14 protein-coding genes are annotated in these 16,102 nt (G+C 61.6%); 9 read left to right on the top strand and 5 right to left on the bottom strand.

Annotated elements, in window-relative coordinates:
- Positions 1-4: 4 nt before the first annotated feature.
- Positions 5-886, top strand: coding sequence for a MipA/OmpV family protein (locus ACI2I1_RS04085; RefSeq protein WP_404678013.1), 882 nt, complete (start codon positions 5-7; stop codon positions 884-886).
- Complete coding sequence (locus tag ACI2I1_RS04080) at positions 840-1,514, top strand: DUF2585 domain-containing protein (protein WP_404678012.1); 675 nt, start codon at positions 840-842, stop codon at positions 1,512-1,514. Before ACI2I1_RS04085 ends, ACI2I1_RS04080 begins: the two co-directional genes overlap by 47 nt.
- A 50-nt stretch (positions 1,515-1,564) precedes the next feature.
- Here the strand turns inward: ACI2I1_RS04080 and ACI2I1_RS04075 are convergent, their stop codons facing one another.
- Complete coding sequence (locus ACI2I1_RS04075) at positions 1,565-3,622, bottom strand: S9 family peptidase (protein WP_404678011.1); 2,058 nt, start codon at positions 3,620-3,622, stop codon at positions 1,565-1,567.
- Between the two features lie 122 nt (positions 3,623-3,744).
- On the opposite strand from ACI2I1_RS04075, the gene ACI2I1_RS04070 reads away from it, so the two are divergent.
- The 3 genes from ACI2I1_RS04070 to ACI2I1_RS04060 all read left to right on the top strand — a co-directional run bounded on the left by ACI2I1_RS04070 (position 3,745) and on the right by ACI2I1_RS04060 (position 7,302).
- The gene (locus tag ACI2I1_RS04070; RefSeq protein WP_404678010.1) at positions 3,745-5,016 is read left to right on the top strand and encodes an amidohydrolase family protein; all 1,272 of its coding nucleotides are present in this window, start codon (positions 3,745-3,747) and stop codon (positions 5,014-5,016) included.
- A gap of 104 nt (positions 5,017-5,120) precedes the next feature.
- Positions 5,121-6,956: a DUF885 domain-containing protein gene (locus ACI2I1_RS04065; RefSeq protein ID WP_404678009.1), complete on the top strand. Its 1,836-nt coding sequence runs from the start codon at positions 5,121-5,123 to the stop codon at positions 6,954-6,956.
- Between the two features lie 181 nt (positions 6,957-7,137).
- Positions 7,138-7,302 (top strand): hypothetical protein, encoded by a 165-nt coding sequence (locus ACI2I1_RS04060; RefSeq protein WP_221543212.1) that lies wholly within the window; start codon positions 7,138-7,140, stop codon positions 7,300-7,302.
- A gap of 89 nt (positions 7,303-7,391) precedes the next feature.
- Here ACI2I1_RS04060 and ACI2I1_RS04055 read toward each other — a convergent pair whose 3' ends face one another.
- Positions 7,392-8,915, bottom strand: coding sequence for a sodium:alanine symporter family protein (locus ACI2I1_RS04055; RefSeq protein ID WP_221542654.1), 1,524 nt, complete (start codon positions 8,913-8,915; stop codon positions 7,392-7,394).
- Between the two features lie 237 nt (positions 8,916-9,152).
- Between ACI2I1_RS04055 and secE the strand changes: the two genes are divergently transcribed.
- Complete coding sequence (secE, locus tag ACI2I1_RS04050) at positions 9,153-9,386, top strand: preprotein translocase subunit SecE (protein WP_221542655.1); 234 nt, start codon at positions 9,153-9,155, stop codon at positions 9,384-9,386.
- 22 nt (positions 9,387-9,408) lie between these two features.
- Positions 9,409-9,945, top strand: coding sequence for a transcription termination/antitermination protein NusG (gene nusG / locus ACI2I1_RS04045; RefSeq protein ID WP_221542656.1), 537 nt, complete (start codon positions 9,409-9,411; stop codon positions 9,943-9,945).
- A 60-nt stretch (positions 9,946-10,005) separates the two neighbouring features.
- Here nusG and ACI2I1_RS04040 read toward each other — a convergent pair whose 3' ends face one another.
- Both ACI2I1_RS04040 and ACI2I1_RS04035 read right to left on the bottom strand, forming a co-directional pair.
- Positions 10,006-10,755, bottom strand: coding sequence for a CPBP family intramembrane glutamic endopeptidase (locus ACI2I1_RS04040; protein ID WP_404678008.1), 750 nt, complete (start codon positions 10,753-10,755; stop codon positions 10,006-10,008).
- A gap of 76 nt (positions 10,756-10,831) precedes the next feature.
- On the bottom strand, positions 10,832-11,524 hold the full coding sequence (locus tag ACI2I1_RS04035) for a PspA/IM30 family protein (RefSeq protein ID WP_404678007.1): 693 nt from the start codon (positions 11,522-11,524) through the stop codon (positions 10,832-10,834).
- Between the two features lie 438 nt (positions 11,525-11,962).
- Here ACI2I1_RS04035 and rplK point away from each other — a divergent pair, with 438 nt between their 5' ends.
- Positions 11,963-12,394, top strand: a complete 432-nt coding sequence (gene rplK, locus ACI2I1_RS04030; RefSeq protein ID WP_221542659.1) for a 50S ribosomal protein L11 — start codon at positions 11,963-11,965, stop codon at positions 12,392-12,394.
- A gap of 4 nt (positions 12,395-12,398) precedes the next feature.
- Complete coding sequence (gene rplA, locus ACI2I1_RS04025; RefSeq protein WP_221542660.1) at positions 12,399-13,091, top strand: 50S ribosomal protein L1; 693 nt, start codon at positions 12,399-12,401, stop codon at positions 13,089-13,091.
- A gap of 97 nt (positions 13,092-13,188) precedes the next feature.
- On the opposite strand, the gene ACI2I1_RS04020 is transcribed toward rplA, so the two are convergent.
- On the bottom strand, positions 13,189-16,077 hold the full coding sequence (locus tag ACI2I1_RS04020) for a DUF2339 domain-containing protein (RefSeq protein WP_404678006.1): 2,889 nt from the start codon (positions 16,075-16,077) through the stop codon (positions 13,189-13,191).
- Between the last annotated feature and the right edge of the window lie 25 nt (positions 16,078-16,102).

Raw genomic sequence — 16,102 nt, 5'->3', positions numbered from 1 at the left:
TTGAATGATTCGTTTCGTGCCTGCGATCGCCGCCGCTGCTATCTGCGCGCTGGCCGCGCCTGCTGCCGCCCAGCAGACTGACACTGCCGCACCGCTTCCGACCGGAGAGGAAGGCACGGTATTCGACGGCGATTTTCTCAGCGTCGGCGTCGGTGTCGGTTACAACCCCAGCTATTCGGGCAGTGACGACTACAATGTGAACGTCCTGCCGATCGTCCAGGGTTCTGTATGGGGCATCGATATCAATCCGCGCCCCGCCGGCCTGGCGCTCGATCTGATCCCCGACGCGTCGGAAGGTGTTTCCTTTTCCGCCGGCCCGATGGTCCGCCTGCGCAACGACCGTGTCGACGCCGATGACATCAACGACGATGTCGTTGCAGCTTATGGCGAGCTCGATCGCGCTGTCGAGGTCGGCGCTTCGGTCGGGGTGAAGTTCCCGCAATTGCTCAACCCCTTTGACAGCCTCAGCCTTTCGCTCGACGCCACTTGGGATGTTGCAGGGGCTCATGATGGCCGCACGATCAGCCCGTCGGTGACCTATTTCACGCCGGTCAGCCGCGCGACGGCAGCTTCGCTATCGTTCAGCACCAGCTTCGTGGATGACGATTTTGCCGATTATTATTATTCGGTTCCCGCCGCCAACGCTGCTCTTCCCGCCGAGGACGTTCTCCCTGGGTTCAATGCCGAGGGCGGAATGCAAAGCTATGGCCTCAACCTGCTGGTCGCTCACGATTTGAGTGGTGACCTTACCGATGGCGGCCTCTCGCTGGTCGGCATTGGCGGGTGGACGAAGCTAGTGGGAGACGCGGCCGATACGCCGTTCACCAGCATCCGCGGTGATGATGACCAGTATCTCGTCGCGCTTGGCGTCGGCTACACCTTCTGAAGACTGGGGCTGGCGGGTGACCGGTCGCGCTTCGCTGACGGGGAACCCGCTCGCCGCCCATCGGGGTGCCTGGCTCGCCACCTTGGCGCTGTTACTGGTAACGCTGGCTATCCTGCTGGCCATGGACCGCCCGCTCATCTGCACCTGCGGTGACATCAAGTTATGGCATGGTGTGGTGCAGTCGTCGGGCAACAGCCAGCACATAACGGACTGGTACAGCCCGAGCCATTTTATCCATGGCTTGATCATGTATTTCCTGGCTTGGTTGCTGTGGGTGCGCTGGAGCGTGTTCAAAGGTCGGCTGGCGAAATGGGCCCTGCCAATCGCGGTCGGCATCGAAGCAATCTGGGAAGTGGTGGAAAATACCCCGATGATCATCGATCGTTACCGCGACGTAACGGTCAGCTTCGGCTATGTCGGGGACAGCATCGTCAATTCCATGGCGGGCATTGGCTGGATGATGGCTGGTTTCCTCATCGCTTTCCGTCTGCCATGGAAAGTCAGCGTCGCACTGGCAGTGCTGTTTGAACTGCTGACCCTGTGTATCATCCGCGACAATCTTACGCTCAATGTGGTGATGCTGTTCTGGCCGATCGAGGCAATTCGCGAATGGCAATCATTGGGCTGAGATAACGCCGGCAATGTGAAAAGGGCGACCTGTTGGCCGCCCTCTCCTCCTCAGTCTTCTGCCTTGCCGGCCCCGGTCGTTCCAGCCGGGAGTTCGGGCCTGCTATCGGGGAGCGGAGCATCCCGGTCGCCCGTTTTCAGGTAAGTGTCGAACCAGCGCATCATCCGCAGATTGTAGTCGTAGCGCGCGGCAGCCTTGGAGTTGCCGTGGCCTTCGCCCGGATAAAGCACGAGCCGAACCGGCACTTCAGGCTTGCGCACCTTCATGGACCGATAGAGTTCATAGCTCTGGCTGGGCGACACGCGGGTATCTTCTTCGCCGTGCATGATGAGCAGCGGCGTATTGGCCTTGTCTACGTGATAGATCGGGCTGACTTCGAGCATGCCCTGCCAGTCGTCCCACGGCCATTTGCCTGAATGCACGTTGTACATCTCGTAGGGAATATCGGTGGTGCCGAACTTCGAAATCTGGTTCGAGATCCCGACAAACATCACACCGGCGGCAAATTCATCGGACAGGGCTGTCGACGACCAAGCAGTGGCATAGCCGCCGTATGATCCGCCGGTCACGCCGGTGCGATCCGGATCTGCGATACCCTCGCTCACCAGGGCGCGCTTGGCATCGACGAGATCGGTGAATTCCGGGTCGGTATAATTGCCCGTGTGCTGCTTTGAGAACGCTGTCCCATAGCCAGTGGAACCGCGATAGTTGGGGAGGAACACGGCATAACCCTGGCCCGCGGCAACCTGCCCGGGAGAGGAATAGCCCGTGACCCAGCCATTGCTATCATGCGCTTCCGGTCCGCCGTGAACGCTTAGGATCAACGGGGCGCCGCCGCGTGGGGCTCCCCCGACCGGTTCGATCAGGACGCCTTCGATTTCCTGACCGTCTCGCGCGTTATAGCGGAACGTGCGCTGCTTGCCGAAGTTGATTTCGGAGAGCCACGGATTGTGCCGCGTCCAGCGATTGAAGCTACCGTTGTTCCACACGAACAGTTCTGTCGGATGGCTGGGACTGCTCGCTTCCACCGCCAGGGTGTTGCCACCGGCCTCGACACTCGAGAGGATCAACGCGCCGCCATCATGCTCTTCGGCAACGGTACCATCGGGATTGTAGATACGCAGAGCGCTCTGCGCTCCCTTGTGGATGACTGCCGCGAGGCGGCCGTCGGCGAGCCATTCCGCATCGACCGCTGCTTCCGGCGCACCGGCATTGAGTGCGCGATAGGTGCCGGTCGCGACATCGACCAGGTGCAGCGTCGTGTCGGCGGGATCGTTCATATCGACGCCCGCGATCATCGAAAGCTGGCGGCCATCGGGCGAGACCTCGATATCGCCAAGTTTGCCAGGTGTTTCGATCACGCGCAGTATTTTGCCGGTCTCCAGGTCGAGGACATGCGCCCGCTTGGAGGTGTAGGCATCATCGATCTGCGGCGTGGGCGCGCTGTCGACAACTGCGGTCTTGCCGCCGGGCGCGATACGAAAACCGCTGACATAGCCCGGGATCGTGACCGCCACCGGATCGCCATCGACTTCCTGCCCTACGCTGGCAGAGAACAGCCGGTTAAGGCGGGCCTCCTCTTCGTAGACGACCGAATTAAACCCTGCTCCGGCCTGCTTTTCACGATCCTCGTCTTCCTTCGCCGATGCCAGCATCCAGATACGCGAACCGTCCGGCGCCCAGGCGTAGGAGCGAACGTTCGCATCTTCGACCGCGGCCAGCTTGCGCTGTGCACCGCCATCGACGGGTATGCCCCAGACAGCCCGGTCTTCTCCTTCGTCGGCCCAGACGAAGCTGACCATGCGGCTATTCGGTGAGAAGGCGATTCCCGAAACGCTGATGTCGTCCGGCAGGAAATCCCGTGCGCTCATCGGCGCATATGCCATTTTGAGCTGCTGCTTGAAGCTGCCGTTATCCTCGCCATCGGTGATGTCGGGCAGGCTGGCGGTCGTGTAGGCGATGCGGCTGCCGTCGGTCGAAACGGCGATAGTGCCGACGCTTTCGAGCTTGGCGACATCGTCCGGCGTCATCGGGCGCGCTTGCGCGGTTGCACCGATCGAAGCGCTCGCAAGCAGCGATGCGGCGACGGCCAAAGGGCGAAGTTTCATGTGCGATCCTCTCCTGTTGAATTGCGGGAGCTTTCATAACGAGCCATGCACAAAGGGCAAACCGGGGCTTGTCGGTGGCGGGCGGAGACGGCATCACCGAAGGCGACAGGAGGAGAGAATTCATGCGCGCCATCACTTTGGGCCTCGTCGGCAGTCTGCTCGCCAGCGCGAGCGCCTTGTCTGCTGAAACCACGATCATCCACGCCGACCGGGTGATCACCGATCCGGCGACCGCACCGATGGGGCGATCGACGGTGACGGTCACTGATGGGCGCATAGTGAGTGTTGAGGAAGGCTGGGCGGAAGCACCGGAAGGCGCCGAGATGGTCCATCTGGAAGGCAAGACGCTGGTGCCAGGTCTCATCGATCTGCATGTTCATCTGACCGGGGATCCGGGAGGGGACTTCTGGCGTGAAGCGGTGGAGCCGGATGAATGGGGCGTGGTGGTCGGCGTCAAGAATGCGGAAAAGACCCTGAAGGCCGGGTTCACCACCGTCCGCGAAGCCGGTAGCGCGCAGCACACTGCCTTCTCGCTACGTCGCGGCATCGAGGAAGGTCTGATCCAGGGGCCGCGCATCATTGCCGCTGGTCCGCCGCTGGCTATCGTTGGTGGTCATGGGGATGTTTCTGGCTTCAAGCCGGAAATTAACGCGATCCTTTCTAGCGGTTACAGTTGTACTGGGCCGGTCGAATGCGCCGAGAAGGTGCGGCGCGCCAGCCAGAACGGCGCGGATATCATCAAGATCACCGCCACGGGCGGCGTCCTCAGCCAGCAGGGCAGGGGATTGGAAGCGCATTTCTCCGACGCGGAGATGAAAAGTATCGCGGATACGGCCCACTCGCTGGGGCTCGATGTCATGGCCCATGCCCATGGCGCACGGGGGATCGAAGCGGCTGCCAACGCGGGCATCGATACGATCGAGCATGCGACTTATCTGGACGAAGCCGCCGCGAAGGCGATGAAGGATAACGGCACGGTTCTGGTTCCCACGCTCATGGCTTTCCAGGGGGTGACGGAACGGCTCGGGCAAGGTGTCTATACGCCCACGGTCGAGACCAAGATTCGCGACGTGGCGGAAATAGCCAGCGTCTTCATGGGCAAAGCCTACCGCTGGGGCGTGCCGATCGCCTTTGGTACCGATGCCGGCGTTTTCGAACATGGGCGCAACGCCGGTGAATTCGCGCTGATGGTCGGGCAGGGCATGAGCCATCGCGATGCGCTCGCCACCGCAACCACGAATGCCGCCAAGGTGCTCCACATGGAGAACGAGATTGGTCGCATCGCCCCCGGTTATTCCGCCGACATGATTGCGGTTGAGGGTAATCCCTTGGAAGATGTGACCGCGCTGGAGGATGTCGACTGGGTGATGGTTCGCGGCCGCATTGCCGACTAGGCCGGTCGTTGGTCGAAGGGCATGGTGCCGCGGTCGGCAGGCGATTTCACTTCGCGGAAGCTTGGGCGTAAAGTGGGCAGATAACCAGAGGGGGTAATCTGCACATGAAATTCACCCGCATAGCATTCATCGGCGCATCTGCTCTTTCGCTTGCCGCCTGCGCGACAACCGGACAGTTGGCCAATTCCGAAGGGGTTGCCGACGCTGCCGCGCCTGCCTCCGCTGAGGATGCGGCCCATGACGCGCTCTTCGCGCTGTTCGACGATGCCGATGAACGGAGCCTCGCGCTCAATCCGATGAGCGCGCTGTTCCGCGGGGACATGCGGTATGCCGACCGGCTCGGCGATTACCTGACGGATGAATATAACGATGCGAGCCGGGCGGATGCCGAGCTGAACTTGCGCAGGCTCGGCCAGATCGATCGCAGCGCCCTGACGCCGACCGACCAGCTTGCCTATGACGTGTTCGCATACGACCAGCGCCAGGCGATCAAGGGGCTCGCGCCCGAACTGCTCGCGGTCACGGAAGTGCGCCCGGTGAACCACTTCTCCGGCTTCCACACCTTCTATCCTGGTTTTGCCAGCGGCCAGAGCGCGGCGCCGTTCGAGACGGTCGAGGATTACGAAAACAATCTCAAGCGGCACGAGAATTATGTCGAATTGAGCGACCGCGCGATCGCCCGTTTCCGCGAAGGTCTGGCAAGCGGAGTGCTGGAGACGCAGCTGACGATCGGCAATGTCATCAGCCAGCTCGATACGCAGCTGGCCATGGATATCGAAGAATCGCCCTTCTGGATGCCGGTGACGAATTTCCCGGACGATTTTTCCGAGGCCGACAAATCGCGCCTGACCACGGAATATCGCGCGTCCATCGAGGATATCTACGCCGCGCATGAGCGCATGCGCGATTTCCTGCGCGACGAATATTATGCCGAGGCGCGTACCAGCGTCGGTCTCTCCCAGATGAAGGGTGGACCGGCTCTCTACCGGCAGCTGATCGAGGACACGACCACGCTGCCGCTGACCGCCGATTATCTCCACAATCTTGGCCTGGCCGAAGTCGCGCGGATCAAGACCGGACTGGAAGAGATCAAGGCCGAGGTCGGGTTCGACGGCACGCTCAACGAATTCTTCGATTTTGTCCGCACTGATGCGCAGTTCAAACCTGAAAGCAGGGCAGCGCTGACGCAGAATTATTACGACATCGGCAAGCAGGTGGATGCGAAGATCGGCGACTATTTCTCGCTCGTTCCGGAGACCCCGCTGCTGATCAAGCCTTACGAGGAATATCGCGAGCAATTCAGCGCTGGCGGGTCCTACGAGAGCGGGGCACCGGACGGATCGCGCCCGGGGACCTTCTATTTCAATGCCTATGATCTGCCGAGCCGCCTGACGACCGGCAATGTCACGCTTTACCTCCACGAGGGCGCTCCGGGGCATCACTTCCAGATCAGCCTCGCGCAGGAAAACGAGGACCTTCCGGCTTTCATGCGGTTTGGCGGCAAGACCTCCTATGTCGAAGGATGGGCGCTTTACGCCGAAACTCTCGGCTACGAGATGGGCTTCTACGACGACCCCTGGAACCGCTATGGCACGCTCCAGGACGAGCAACTTCGCGCCATGCGGCTGGTCGTCGATACCGGGCTTCATGCCAAGGGCTGGACGCGCCAGCAGGCAATCGACTTCATGCTGGCGAACAGCGGAATGACCGAAACCGAAGTCGTCGCCGAAGTCGAACGCTATATCGCCATCCCGAGCCAGGCGCTGGCCTACAAGGTGGGCGCGCTCAAGATCCAGGAACTGCGCGAACGGGCGGAGCAGAAGCTGGGGGATCGCTTCGACATCCGCGACTTCCATGCCCAGGTGCTGGACACCGGCGCGCTGCCGCTTCCGGTCCTGGAAGCGAAGATCGACCGCTGGATTGCCGGCGGGGGCGGCTAGTTTCGCTGGCATCCACCGAAAAAAATAGCTTGTTCTGATATAAGCTGCTTGCCGGGAAACCGCGGCTCACGATGGTTAATGTTGCAGGCGCGCCACAGCTATCGCGTCTTCTCCATGGCGCGGCCGGGAACCGGATTCTGGCCTAGGTGGTTCTACCCAGCGGACGAAGGGAAAAGATTTCATGGAGGAATTGCCCATGTCGAGCTTGTCCTACCGCAGCAGCCGCCCCGACGGGTGGGTGAAGCCCAAGACTTATAGCGATGCCAGTCTTCGCTATAAGCACCACGGGAAGATTATCCCGATGGAAGAACCGGGTTTCCTCGCACGTCTGTTCGGTGCTCGCTGAAAAGATTGGTTCAGTCACGATAAAAGACAGGGGCCGGGAGTAGCGATACTCCCGGCCCCTTATTTTTGCTGCCGGCTAGGCGGAGGAGATCAGTATTCCTCCGGTTCCTCGGGCGTCTTGGCGGTGAAGGTCTTGCCCGCAGTCTTGTCCCCGCGCGAAAGCGCAAAGACCACACCGGACAGGAGCACCAGTGCAAGGAGGTTGGGGACGACCATCACGGCGTTGGCGATATCGCCCATGCGCCAGATAAGGTCGCTTTCCCGGCTCGCCCCGACGAAGATGGCCACGCACCACAGCACGCGCCACGCCATATGGAGGATCCTCTCGCCGCCACGGGTCGAGCCCGGGATGCGGTCGTAGATGAAGGTGAGTGCCCGTTCCCCGTAATAGCTCCAGGTCAGAAGCGTCGTGAACACGAACAGGAGCAGCGCGATGCTGGCGATCAGCGTGCCCAGCGGGATCGCGCCGATCTCGAAGGGGAAGGCCGCGGCAAAAGCGCCGCTGGTCATGGCGAAGCCATCGAGATCGGCTTGCCAGGCATGCAGCACCGGCGCGCCGTTATGCGTGAAATTGCCCTCCACCGTGAGGATGACCAGCGCCGTCATGGTGCAGATCACGATCGTGTCGATGAAAGTCCCCAGCATCGCCATGCGGCCCTGGAACTGCGGATCGTCAGTCTGCGCAACCGCGTGGGCGATCGGGGTCGAACCCTGACCGGCCTCGTTGGAAAACAGGCCGCGGGCCACACCCGCGCGGATCGCCAGGATCACGGCCGCGCCCACGAAACCGCCGCTGGCCGACTGCGCGTTGAATGCGCCGCCGAAGATCCGGCTGAAGGTTTCCGGGATGTCCTGGATGTTGAGGAGGATCGCGATGATCGCCATCACGATATAGGTCGCCGCCATGAAGGGGACGACCTTTTCCGCGACATTGCCGATCGACTTGATCCCGCCGATGATCACGATGAACACCAGGATCGCGACGATCAGCCCGCCGAGCCATTCCTCGATGCCGAACAATTCGTTGAGGCCATCGGCCACGGCATTGGCCTGAATGCCATTGCCGGTGACCAGCGCGCTGATCAGCGTGCCGATGCAGAAGAAGATCGCCAGCCAGGTCCACTTGGGGCCGAGGCCGAGCATGATGTAGCTCATCGGGCCACCGCGATACGTGCCGTCGCTGGTGGTTTCGCGATAGCGGATCGCCAGCGATCCTTCGGCAAAGGCCAGCGCCATGCCGAACAGCGCGGTAATCCACATCCAGAAGATGGCGCCGGGACCGCCCAGGGCGATCGCCGTTGCGACGCCGGCAAGGTTACCGGTTCCGACCTGGCCCGAAAGCGCGGTGGAAAGCGCCGCAAAAGGGGAAATTTCACCTGCGCCGCCGCTCTTGCGGCCAGCGAACAGGTTTTTGACTGCTGCGGGCAGGTTCGTGACCGGATAGAGCCGGAGGCCGATCATGAACCACAGACCTGCGCCCAGCAGGATGATTGCCAGCGGGGGGAAGGGCAGGATGGCCTCGCCATTCCACGTTCCACCCCAGATGAAGTCCGCCACATTGGTGACGGGGCCAAGCAGACGTTCGTCGAACGTAGCCGGTTGGCTTGTTGCCATTGAATTTCCCCTCATGCGTCCCGTAATCGAGAAGCGCGCAGGCTAGCCATGGGAAGGTCGCTTGAAAAGGCGCAATTGCGCTGCTTCCCACGGCTTGCGTTTTTATTGCGCTCCGCCTAGACGGCTTTGCGTCTTCCGACATCGATGAAGGAAAAGCCCCTCCCGACCTTGTATCGGGGCGGCGAAACCCCCATCCCGGAAGCGACACAAAATTCTAGCTTCGAGAGCGCATTCATCATGGCCGAAAAAGCCGACAACACAGCCAAGGTCGCAAAAGCGAACAAGACCTCGCCCGCCGAGTTCATTCGGCAGGTACAGACCGAAGGCCGCAAGGTCGTGTGGCCGACATGGCCCGACACGGTCCGCATCGCGATTTTCGTGTTCATCATGATGACGATCCTCTCGCTCTTCTTCCTCGGCGTCGATTCGCTGTTCGGCGCCCTGGTGCGCTGGCTGCTGACGCTGGCCTGATCTGACAGGGGTAACGAGACACATGGCACGCTGGTACATCATCCACGCCTATTCCGGCTTCGAGAACAAGGTTCGCGATTCGATTATCGCGGAAGCCGAACGCCTCGGCCTGTCCGAAGGCGTCGAAGAAGTGCAGGTCCCGACCGAAACCGTGACCGAAGTGAAGCGCGGCAAGAAGGTCCAGGTCGAACGCAAGTTCATGCCCGGCTATGTGCTGGCCAAGCTCAACATGACCGACGACGTGTATCACCTTGTGAAGAACACGCCAAAGGTCACCGGCTTCCTTGGCAACAACAACAAGCCGCAAGCCATTTCCGAACGTGAAGCCGCCCGCTATTTCGGCGGTGTCGAAGAGGCGAAGTCCGCTCCGAAGAAGCAGGTCAGCGTCGATTACGAAATCGGCGATCAGGTCAAGGTGCTCGACGGGCCCTTCGCCAGCTTCAACGGTGTTGTCGAGGAACTCGATTTCGACAAGCAGAAGGTCAAGGTTTCGGTTTCGATCTTCGGCCGCGCCACTCCGGTGGAACTGGAATTCGAACAGGTCGAACTGGTCAAGTAAGAGCCTACGAAACGATTTTCGAAAGGGCGCTCTCCCGCTGGGAAGGGCGCCCTTTTCGTGTCAGGTCGCGGGCATGATGCCCAGCTTGGTGGCGTAGGACAGGCTCATCATGATCGTATCCACCGCGACATGGGCGATGATGCAGGCCCATAGATTGCCCTTGTTGTGGAAGCGCAGCCAGCCGAGCCCGATACCGACAACACCCGTGATGATCACGCCGCCCAGTCCCTGATAGGCGTGGGGCAGGCCAAACAGGATCGCCTGGATAAGGATGATCGGCCAGACCTTGCCGCGCAGGCCGCCAAGGCGGGAAAGCCGGTCCATGAGATAGCCGCGCCACAGCAATTCCTCGCCGAAACCGGCCGAAAAGAAGGCGACCATCACGATCCACAGCGCGAATTGGAACGGGCTTTCGGTGACCCAGCCCAGCACTTGCCCGACGTCGGGCGTGGTCAGGCCGATCGCTTCCACCAGCATCGCGCCGAGCGTGAACCATCCGATGATCGCGACCGTCGCGGCCACCGCCCATCCCAGGGTGGTGCTCCAGCTCGTTGGCGCTTTCAGATTCCACGCCTGTTCCACCGCGTCATCGCGGCGCAGCCAGTACCAGGCCATCAGCAAGGCCCCGGCCATGCCGCCCGCCGTGGACACTGCAGCTCCGGTGGAGGTAATCGAAAACTGGCCGTCCGCCGTCGTGAAGCCCCAGATCAATGCCGGCGGGATCTGGGCGATGAAATAGACCAGCAGTATCGTGATGAACTGCCAGATGAACCGGCCCCAGCCCAGCTCGCGTGCGTCGCTTCGTATCATGCGCGGTCTTTCTCTCGGTCAATCGGCCGGGAAGATTGGTCCGGCGCCGATCCCGTAACAGCTTGCTGCCGGGTGATCACGCGGCCTTGGTGCGTTTTCCGCTCTTGGCCGCAGCTTTCTTCGTCGCCGCGGCGCTGTCGCGCCGCATGGCGGCAAGCTCTTCCTCGATTGCCGAGCCGCGGCGCAATTCCTCGATCTCGCGCTCGATCGAAGTGTTGGCGCATGTCTGTGCGTCTTCCTCCACGGCGAAAGTCGTTCGTTTTTCGAGCGCGTCGATCCGGTCCAATCGGCGCTCCGTGCGGCTGCCATGATGGCTGGCGGCACCTGCCGCACTGGTCTCGGCGGCCACCTGATCGGCCCGCTTCTGTCTCACCTCTTCGCGCTTTGTTTCGAGCTTGCCGATCGCCGCTTCGCTTTCGGCGATATCTTCCGCGAGGCTGGCGATATCGCGGCCGGTCCGTTCTTCCTTCTCCCGGCAGTCTTCCCGCGCCATAAGGGCCTGCCGCGCAAGGTCCTCGCGGCCGTGATTCATCGCGACCTTGGCTTTCTCCGACCATGCCGCAGCTTGGTTTTCGGTCTGCGACAATGCGGTTTGTAGCCGCTCTTTCTGCCGCCGCGCCTTCGTGATCTCGCCGTGAAGATCGACGATGGCATCCTCGATTTCTCTCTGCAGGCGGGAAAGCATTTTCACCGGATTGGTCGCCGCGTCGAGAGCGCTCGTGACGTTGCTGGAAATCAAGTCGCGCACCTGCACAGTAATTCGAAACATGCTATGCCTTCCCCTGCAATTGCATTCCCGGTTAGTTCTGAACAGGTAAATTTCCGCTTACCTTGGCAAGTTGCGCGCGAAGCCGCCGGCGGATGCAGGCAGGGATTTCCTACACGGCTCTGATGGGGCAGGGTTGGCCGATGAATCGCCTCTGCTCCTCCCCCGGTTTCGCCGCGCGCCCGCCAGCGATCGGGAAGGCGGAATATTTGCCTCAAGGGTGTGCTCCATGTGCTCCATCCTGTAGGATTACCGCAGGGCAATCCTACTTTCGGCCGTGCTTGCATTTACGGCCAGAATCGCTATGTGCGCGCCTTCCCAAACGACAGTTACGGGAACCCCACGCGGGAGGACTGCGATCCGTCAGGATGCAGACCGCTCGACCGCTCAACATGAGGCATCCTCGTCAGACGGTGCCGACAGTGTGAAAGGAGGCCAGTGATGGCCAAGAAGATCGAAGGCTACATCAAGCTGCAGGTGCCCGCGGGCACTGCAAACCCCTCGCCGCCCATCGGCCCTGCGCTGGGTCAGCGCGGCGTGAACATCATGGAATTCTGCAAGGCGTTCAACGCTGCCACGCAGGACCTCGAAAAGGGCGCTCCCATCCCGACGGTCATCACCGTCTATGCGGACCGTTCGTTCACCTTCGTCACGAAGACCCCGCCGGCATCGTTCTATCTGAAGAAAGCTGCCAAGCTGAAGTCGGGTTCGAAAGAGCCGGGCAAGGTTTCGGCCGGAACCATCAAGCAGAGCGCGATCAAGGAAATCGCCGAAGCCAAGATGGTCGACCTCAATGCGAACGATATCGATCAGGCCATGAAGATCATCGAAGGCTCCGCGCGTTCGATGGGCCTCGAAGTGGTGGAGGGCTAAGCACATGGCAAAGCAGACGAAGAACCAGCAGGTCCGCGCAAAGCTCGACAGCGAGAAGCTTTACACGGTCGAAGAAGCTCTCGCCACGCTGCGTGAGCACAAGTCGAAGTTCGACGAGACCGTCGAAGTCGCGATGAACCTCGGCGTCGACCCGCGCCACGCCGACCAGATGGTCCGCGGCATGGTTTCGCTTCCCAGCGGCACCGGCAAGGACGTGAAGGTCGCCGTGTTCGCCAAGGGCGACAATGCCGAGAAGGCTCTGGCCGCCGGCGCCGACAAGGTCGGTGCGGAAGACCTCATGGAAGACATGCAGAACGGCAATCTCGATTATGACCGCGTCATCGCGACGCCGGACATGATGGGTGTCGTCGGCCGTCTCGGTAAGGTTCTGGGTCCCAAGGGCCTGATGCCGAACCCGAAGCTGGGCACCGTGACCCCGAACGTGGAACAGGCCGTGAAGGACGCCAAGGGCGGCCAGGTCGAATTCCGCGTTGAAAAGCAGGGCATCATCCACTCCGGCATCGGCAAGCTGTCGTTCAAGGACGAAGACCTGAAGACCAACTTCAAGGCTCTGACCGATGCGATCGTCAAGGCGAAGCCGTCGGGTGCCAAGGGCAAGTATGTCCGCAAGGTCACGCTGACCAGCTCGATGGGTCCCGGCCTCAAGGTCGACCTCGGCGAAGTCGAAGGCGCGTAAGCTTCACGCTTCATACCGGATAGGCGAAAGCGCGGACAGAAAGCGCTTTCCTACACGGAACAGATTTGAAAGGGCCGGGGGAAACTCCGGCCCTTTCTCATTGCGGCGCTGGCGAAGTCTTCAATTGCCTGGAATAGAACCAGCCGATCCCGATCAGGCTGGCGCCCAGTGCCACGAAGCTCGCAATGCGCAGCAGTCCTTCCAGCCCCGCAGTGTCGATGATGAAGACCTTCAGCACCGTTCCGGTCATCAGCACCAGCGAACCGACCCGCCACAACCGCTCGCCCCGCGCGCTGCCGATCAGGAGAAAGGCGATGGCGAGCAGGATGCCGATGAGAGAACGCAGCAAATCCTCGGTCTGAGACATGGGCAGAATGTCGAGATAGGTTCCGGCGAACACCTGCCGCAGCAAGGTCACGGCGCCGAGTGCGGCAAGCGCCATCATCGCGCTGTCGGTAAAGCGCCGCCACTCGGGCCACCACAGCCGCGCGGACCACAAGGCCCCGATGCCAGTCGCATAGGCCGCGAGGGCAAGGTTGGCCAACGGGACTGGCCCGATAGCCTGATGCTCCCAGAGAGGATTATGCAGGATGACGGTGAACCAGAGGAAATGGAGAAACGATGCGGAAACAAAGGCTGTCGCGATCAGGCGATCCTTCAGCCCCAGCCAGATGCCCCAGCCGATGGCCAATAGCGCGCTTTGCCACAGTGTCCGCTCCGCAAGACCCTTCGCGGCAAAGTCGGGCAGCGAATTCAGCGCGAATAGCTGCTTGAACACGACGTGGGCGACAATGAGCGCGAATGGCAGAGCGATCAAGAAGAGCGGGATCGGCCGTTCGCGATAGCTTGGGATGCTGATTTGAGTAAAAGCCAGCGCGAGCGCAAGCGGGAGGATAAATCCGAACACGCTCCGCAGATTCGGCAGATAGGTCAGCAGCATCGGATCGCCGGCCAGAGCCCGCGTTCCTTCGTATATCCACTCGCCGGTAGGTGTGATGGCCCATAGCGCCATGCAGACGATAAGCGCCAGCGCAGCGGAAGACCGCTCTGGCAAGGCGTAACGGATGGCCACAGCCAGCGTCCCCGCCACCCAGACCAGGACAATCGGCGCGAGGATCTGGGCCAACGCGGCGAAGAGCAGCAGTCCTGTGATGAACTCGGCTGCCATTCTCCTGCGCACGGAGCTGCGCCCCCAGGCAATCGCGGTAAAGGGCAGCCCAGCGGCGAGCCAGCGCAGGAAAGACAGGACCGAAGCTTCGCTCCGCCCATCGAACAGCGTGTCCACTTCGCTCAGCCGCGGATCGGCAACGGGTAGCAGGATGAGTGGCCCGAATGCTGCTATCCAGAGGAGCGCGGAAAGCGATCGGCTATCGGCGGCGCGTTCGCGCAGGATGTAGGCCAGACCAAGCGCAATGGCGCTGGCGGCGAACGGCAGGGTGGCATCGGGTAGCAAACAGGCTGTGGCAAGACAGGCCAGCAGTCCTGCGCTGGCGAGATTGGCTGCCAGCTCTCCATTCGCCCGGCGTGTCCACAGAGTTAAGGCGGCGGTTGCGGGAAGGGCCAGCAGCAGGAACAGCCCGATCCCTTCCCAGATGCGGAGCGCATCGCGGTCGAAAGTATCGAAGGTCCACAGTGCAATCAGGCCGATCACCAGCGGCACGGCGGCGGTGCTGAGCGCTTCAAGCACTCCCTCGCTGCCGCGACGCAGAAGCATCAAGGGGACCGCGGCGAAAATGATCGCAAGCGCGGCAGCGACCACTGCGAAGAAGAACGGATCGGGTGCTGGCCACAGCTGGAGCAGAACCACTCCGATTGCGGCTGCCATGGCACTGCCAGCACGCATGTCGGGCTTGCTCCAGCCGAACCACGCCAGCGTGGCGCCAAGCAGAAGATACAAGCCCCAGGCGAGCGGTTGGTAGCCTCCCGCGTCCACCAACACTGCGAGCTGCAATCCGGCCGCGCTAGCCGCAGCAAGACGAATAGGCTGCTCGAATTGTTCGATATCGAGCAGGGCGGGTATAAGAGTCCCGAGAACAACGAAATAGAGGCCCAGAGCGAGGATATCGGAAAAAGCATAGTCGCCGCCGATCAGGAGCAGCGCGCCCGAGCCCAGCCCGCCCATCAACGCGCCAAGACCCAGCCACGAGCGTTTCTGGCGGTTGGCAGTCTGCGTTAGGCCGCCGGTCACCAGCGCGAGATACAGCGCCAGCATCGGCAGGTTCGCATCATCGCCGCCGACCAAGGCAGGCGCGGTAAATCCGCCGACGAGGCCGAGCACCGCGCTTGGCAGGCCAAAGCGATAGGAGAGGAAAATGGCTAGCGCCGTCACACCGGCGAGCCCCAGGAAGGCCAGCGTCTGGCCGATCAGAGCGTACTGCGTGCCGGCGAGATAGAACGCGGCGTAGAGTGTCGCCAGTCCTGCGCCCGCCAGCGCCTGGCGAACTCGATCGTCCTTTACGCGGCCTTCAAACCGGAAAGTCACTTCGGCAGCGCCCAGCAATCCAATGCCAAAAAGGAAAGACAGGGCAACGCGCACTTGCGGCGTAAGAACGGATTCGATCGAATAGCGGACGAGAAACACGCCTGCCAAAGCCAATGTGATGCCGCCAGCCCAGATGGGGAGGCGGCGTCCGAAAATGTCCTCGAGATCGAGGCTGAAGTTTCTTCGTGGTGCTTGGCTATCGTCGGCTTGCTCGGTGCTCTTTTCCCGCTCGGGAGGTTGCACTTGCGACACGAGCACCGGCTCGTCGCTTCGGCTCAGGGTTACGGCAGGGATGGGCGCCGGCTTATGCTCTACAAGCGGTTCTGGCTCGGCATCTTCATCTGCTTTGGTTTCAGATCCGGTTGCCGATGCCAGCGCAAGCAATTGCCAGGCTTGTTCGTGATAGCGATCATTCAGTTCTTCGATCCGCCGTTCGGCAGCCGCGACGCGCTTGAAAAGCACCACGCAGGCGACGAACAATCCGACGGCGACAAGTTCAAGCATTGCAGTTCAGGCTAGTCCGAGCACG

Origin of the sequence: Qipengyuania sp. NPDC077563, assembly GCF_044901345.1 — a bacterium.
GTDB lineage: Bacteria > Pseudomonadota > Alphaproteobacteria > Sphingomonadales > Sphingomonadaceae > Qipengyuania > Qipengyuania aestuarii.
This window is presented reverse-complemented; position numbering and strand designations above follow the sequence as displayed.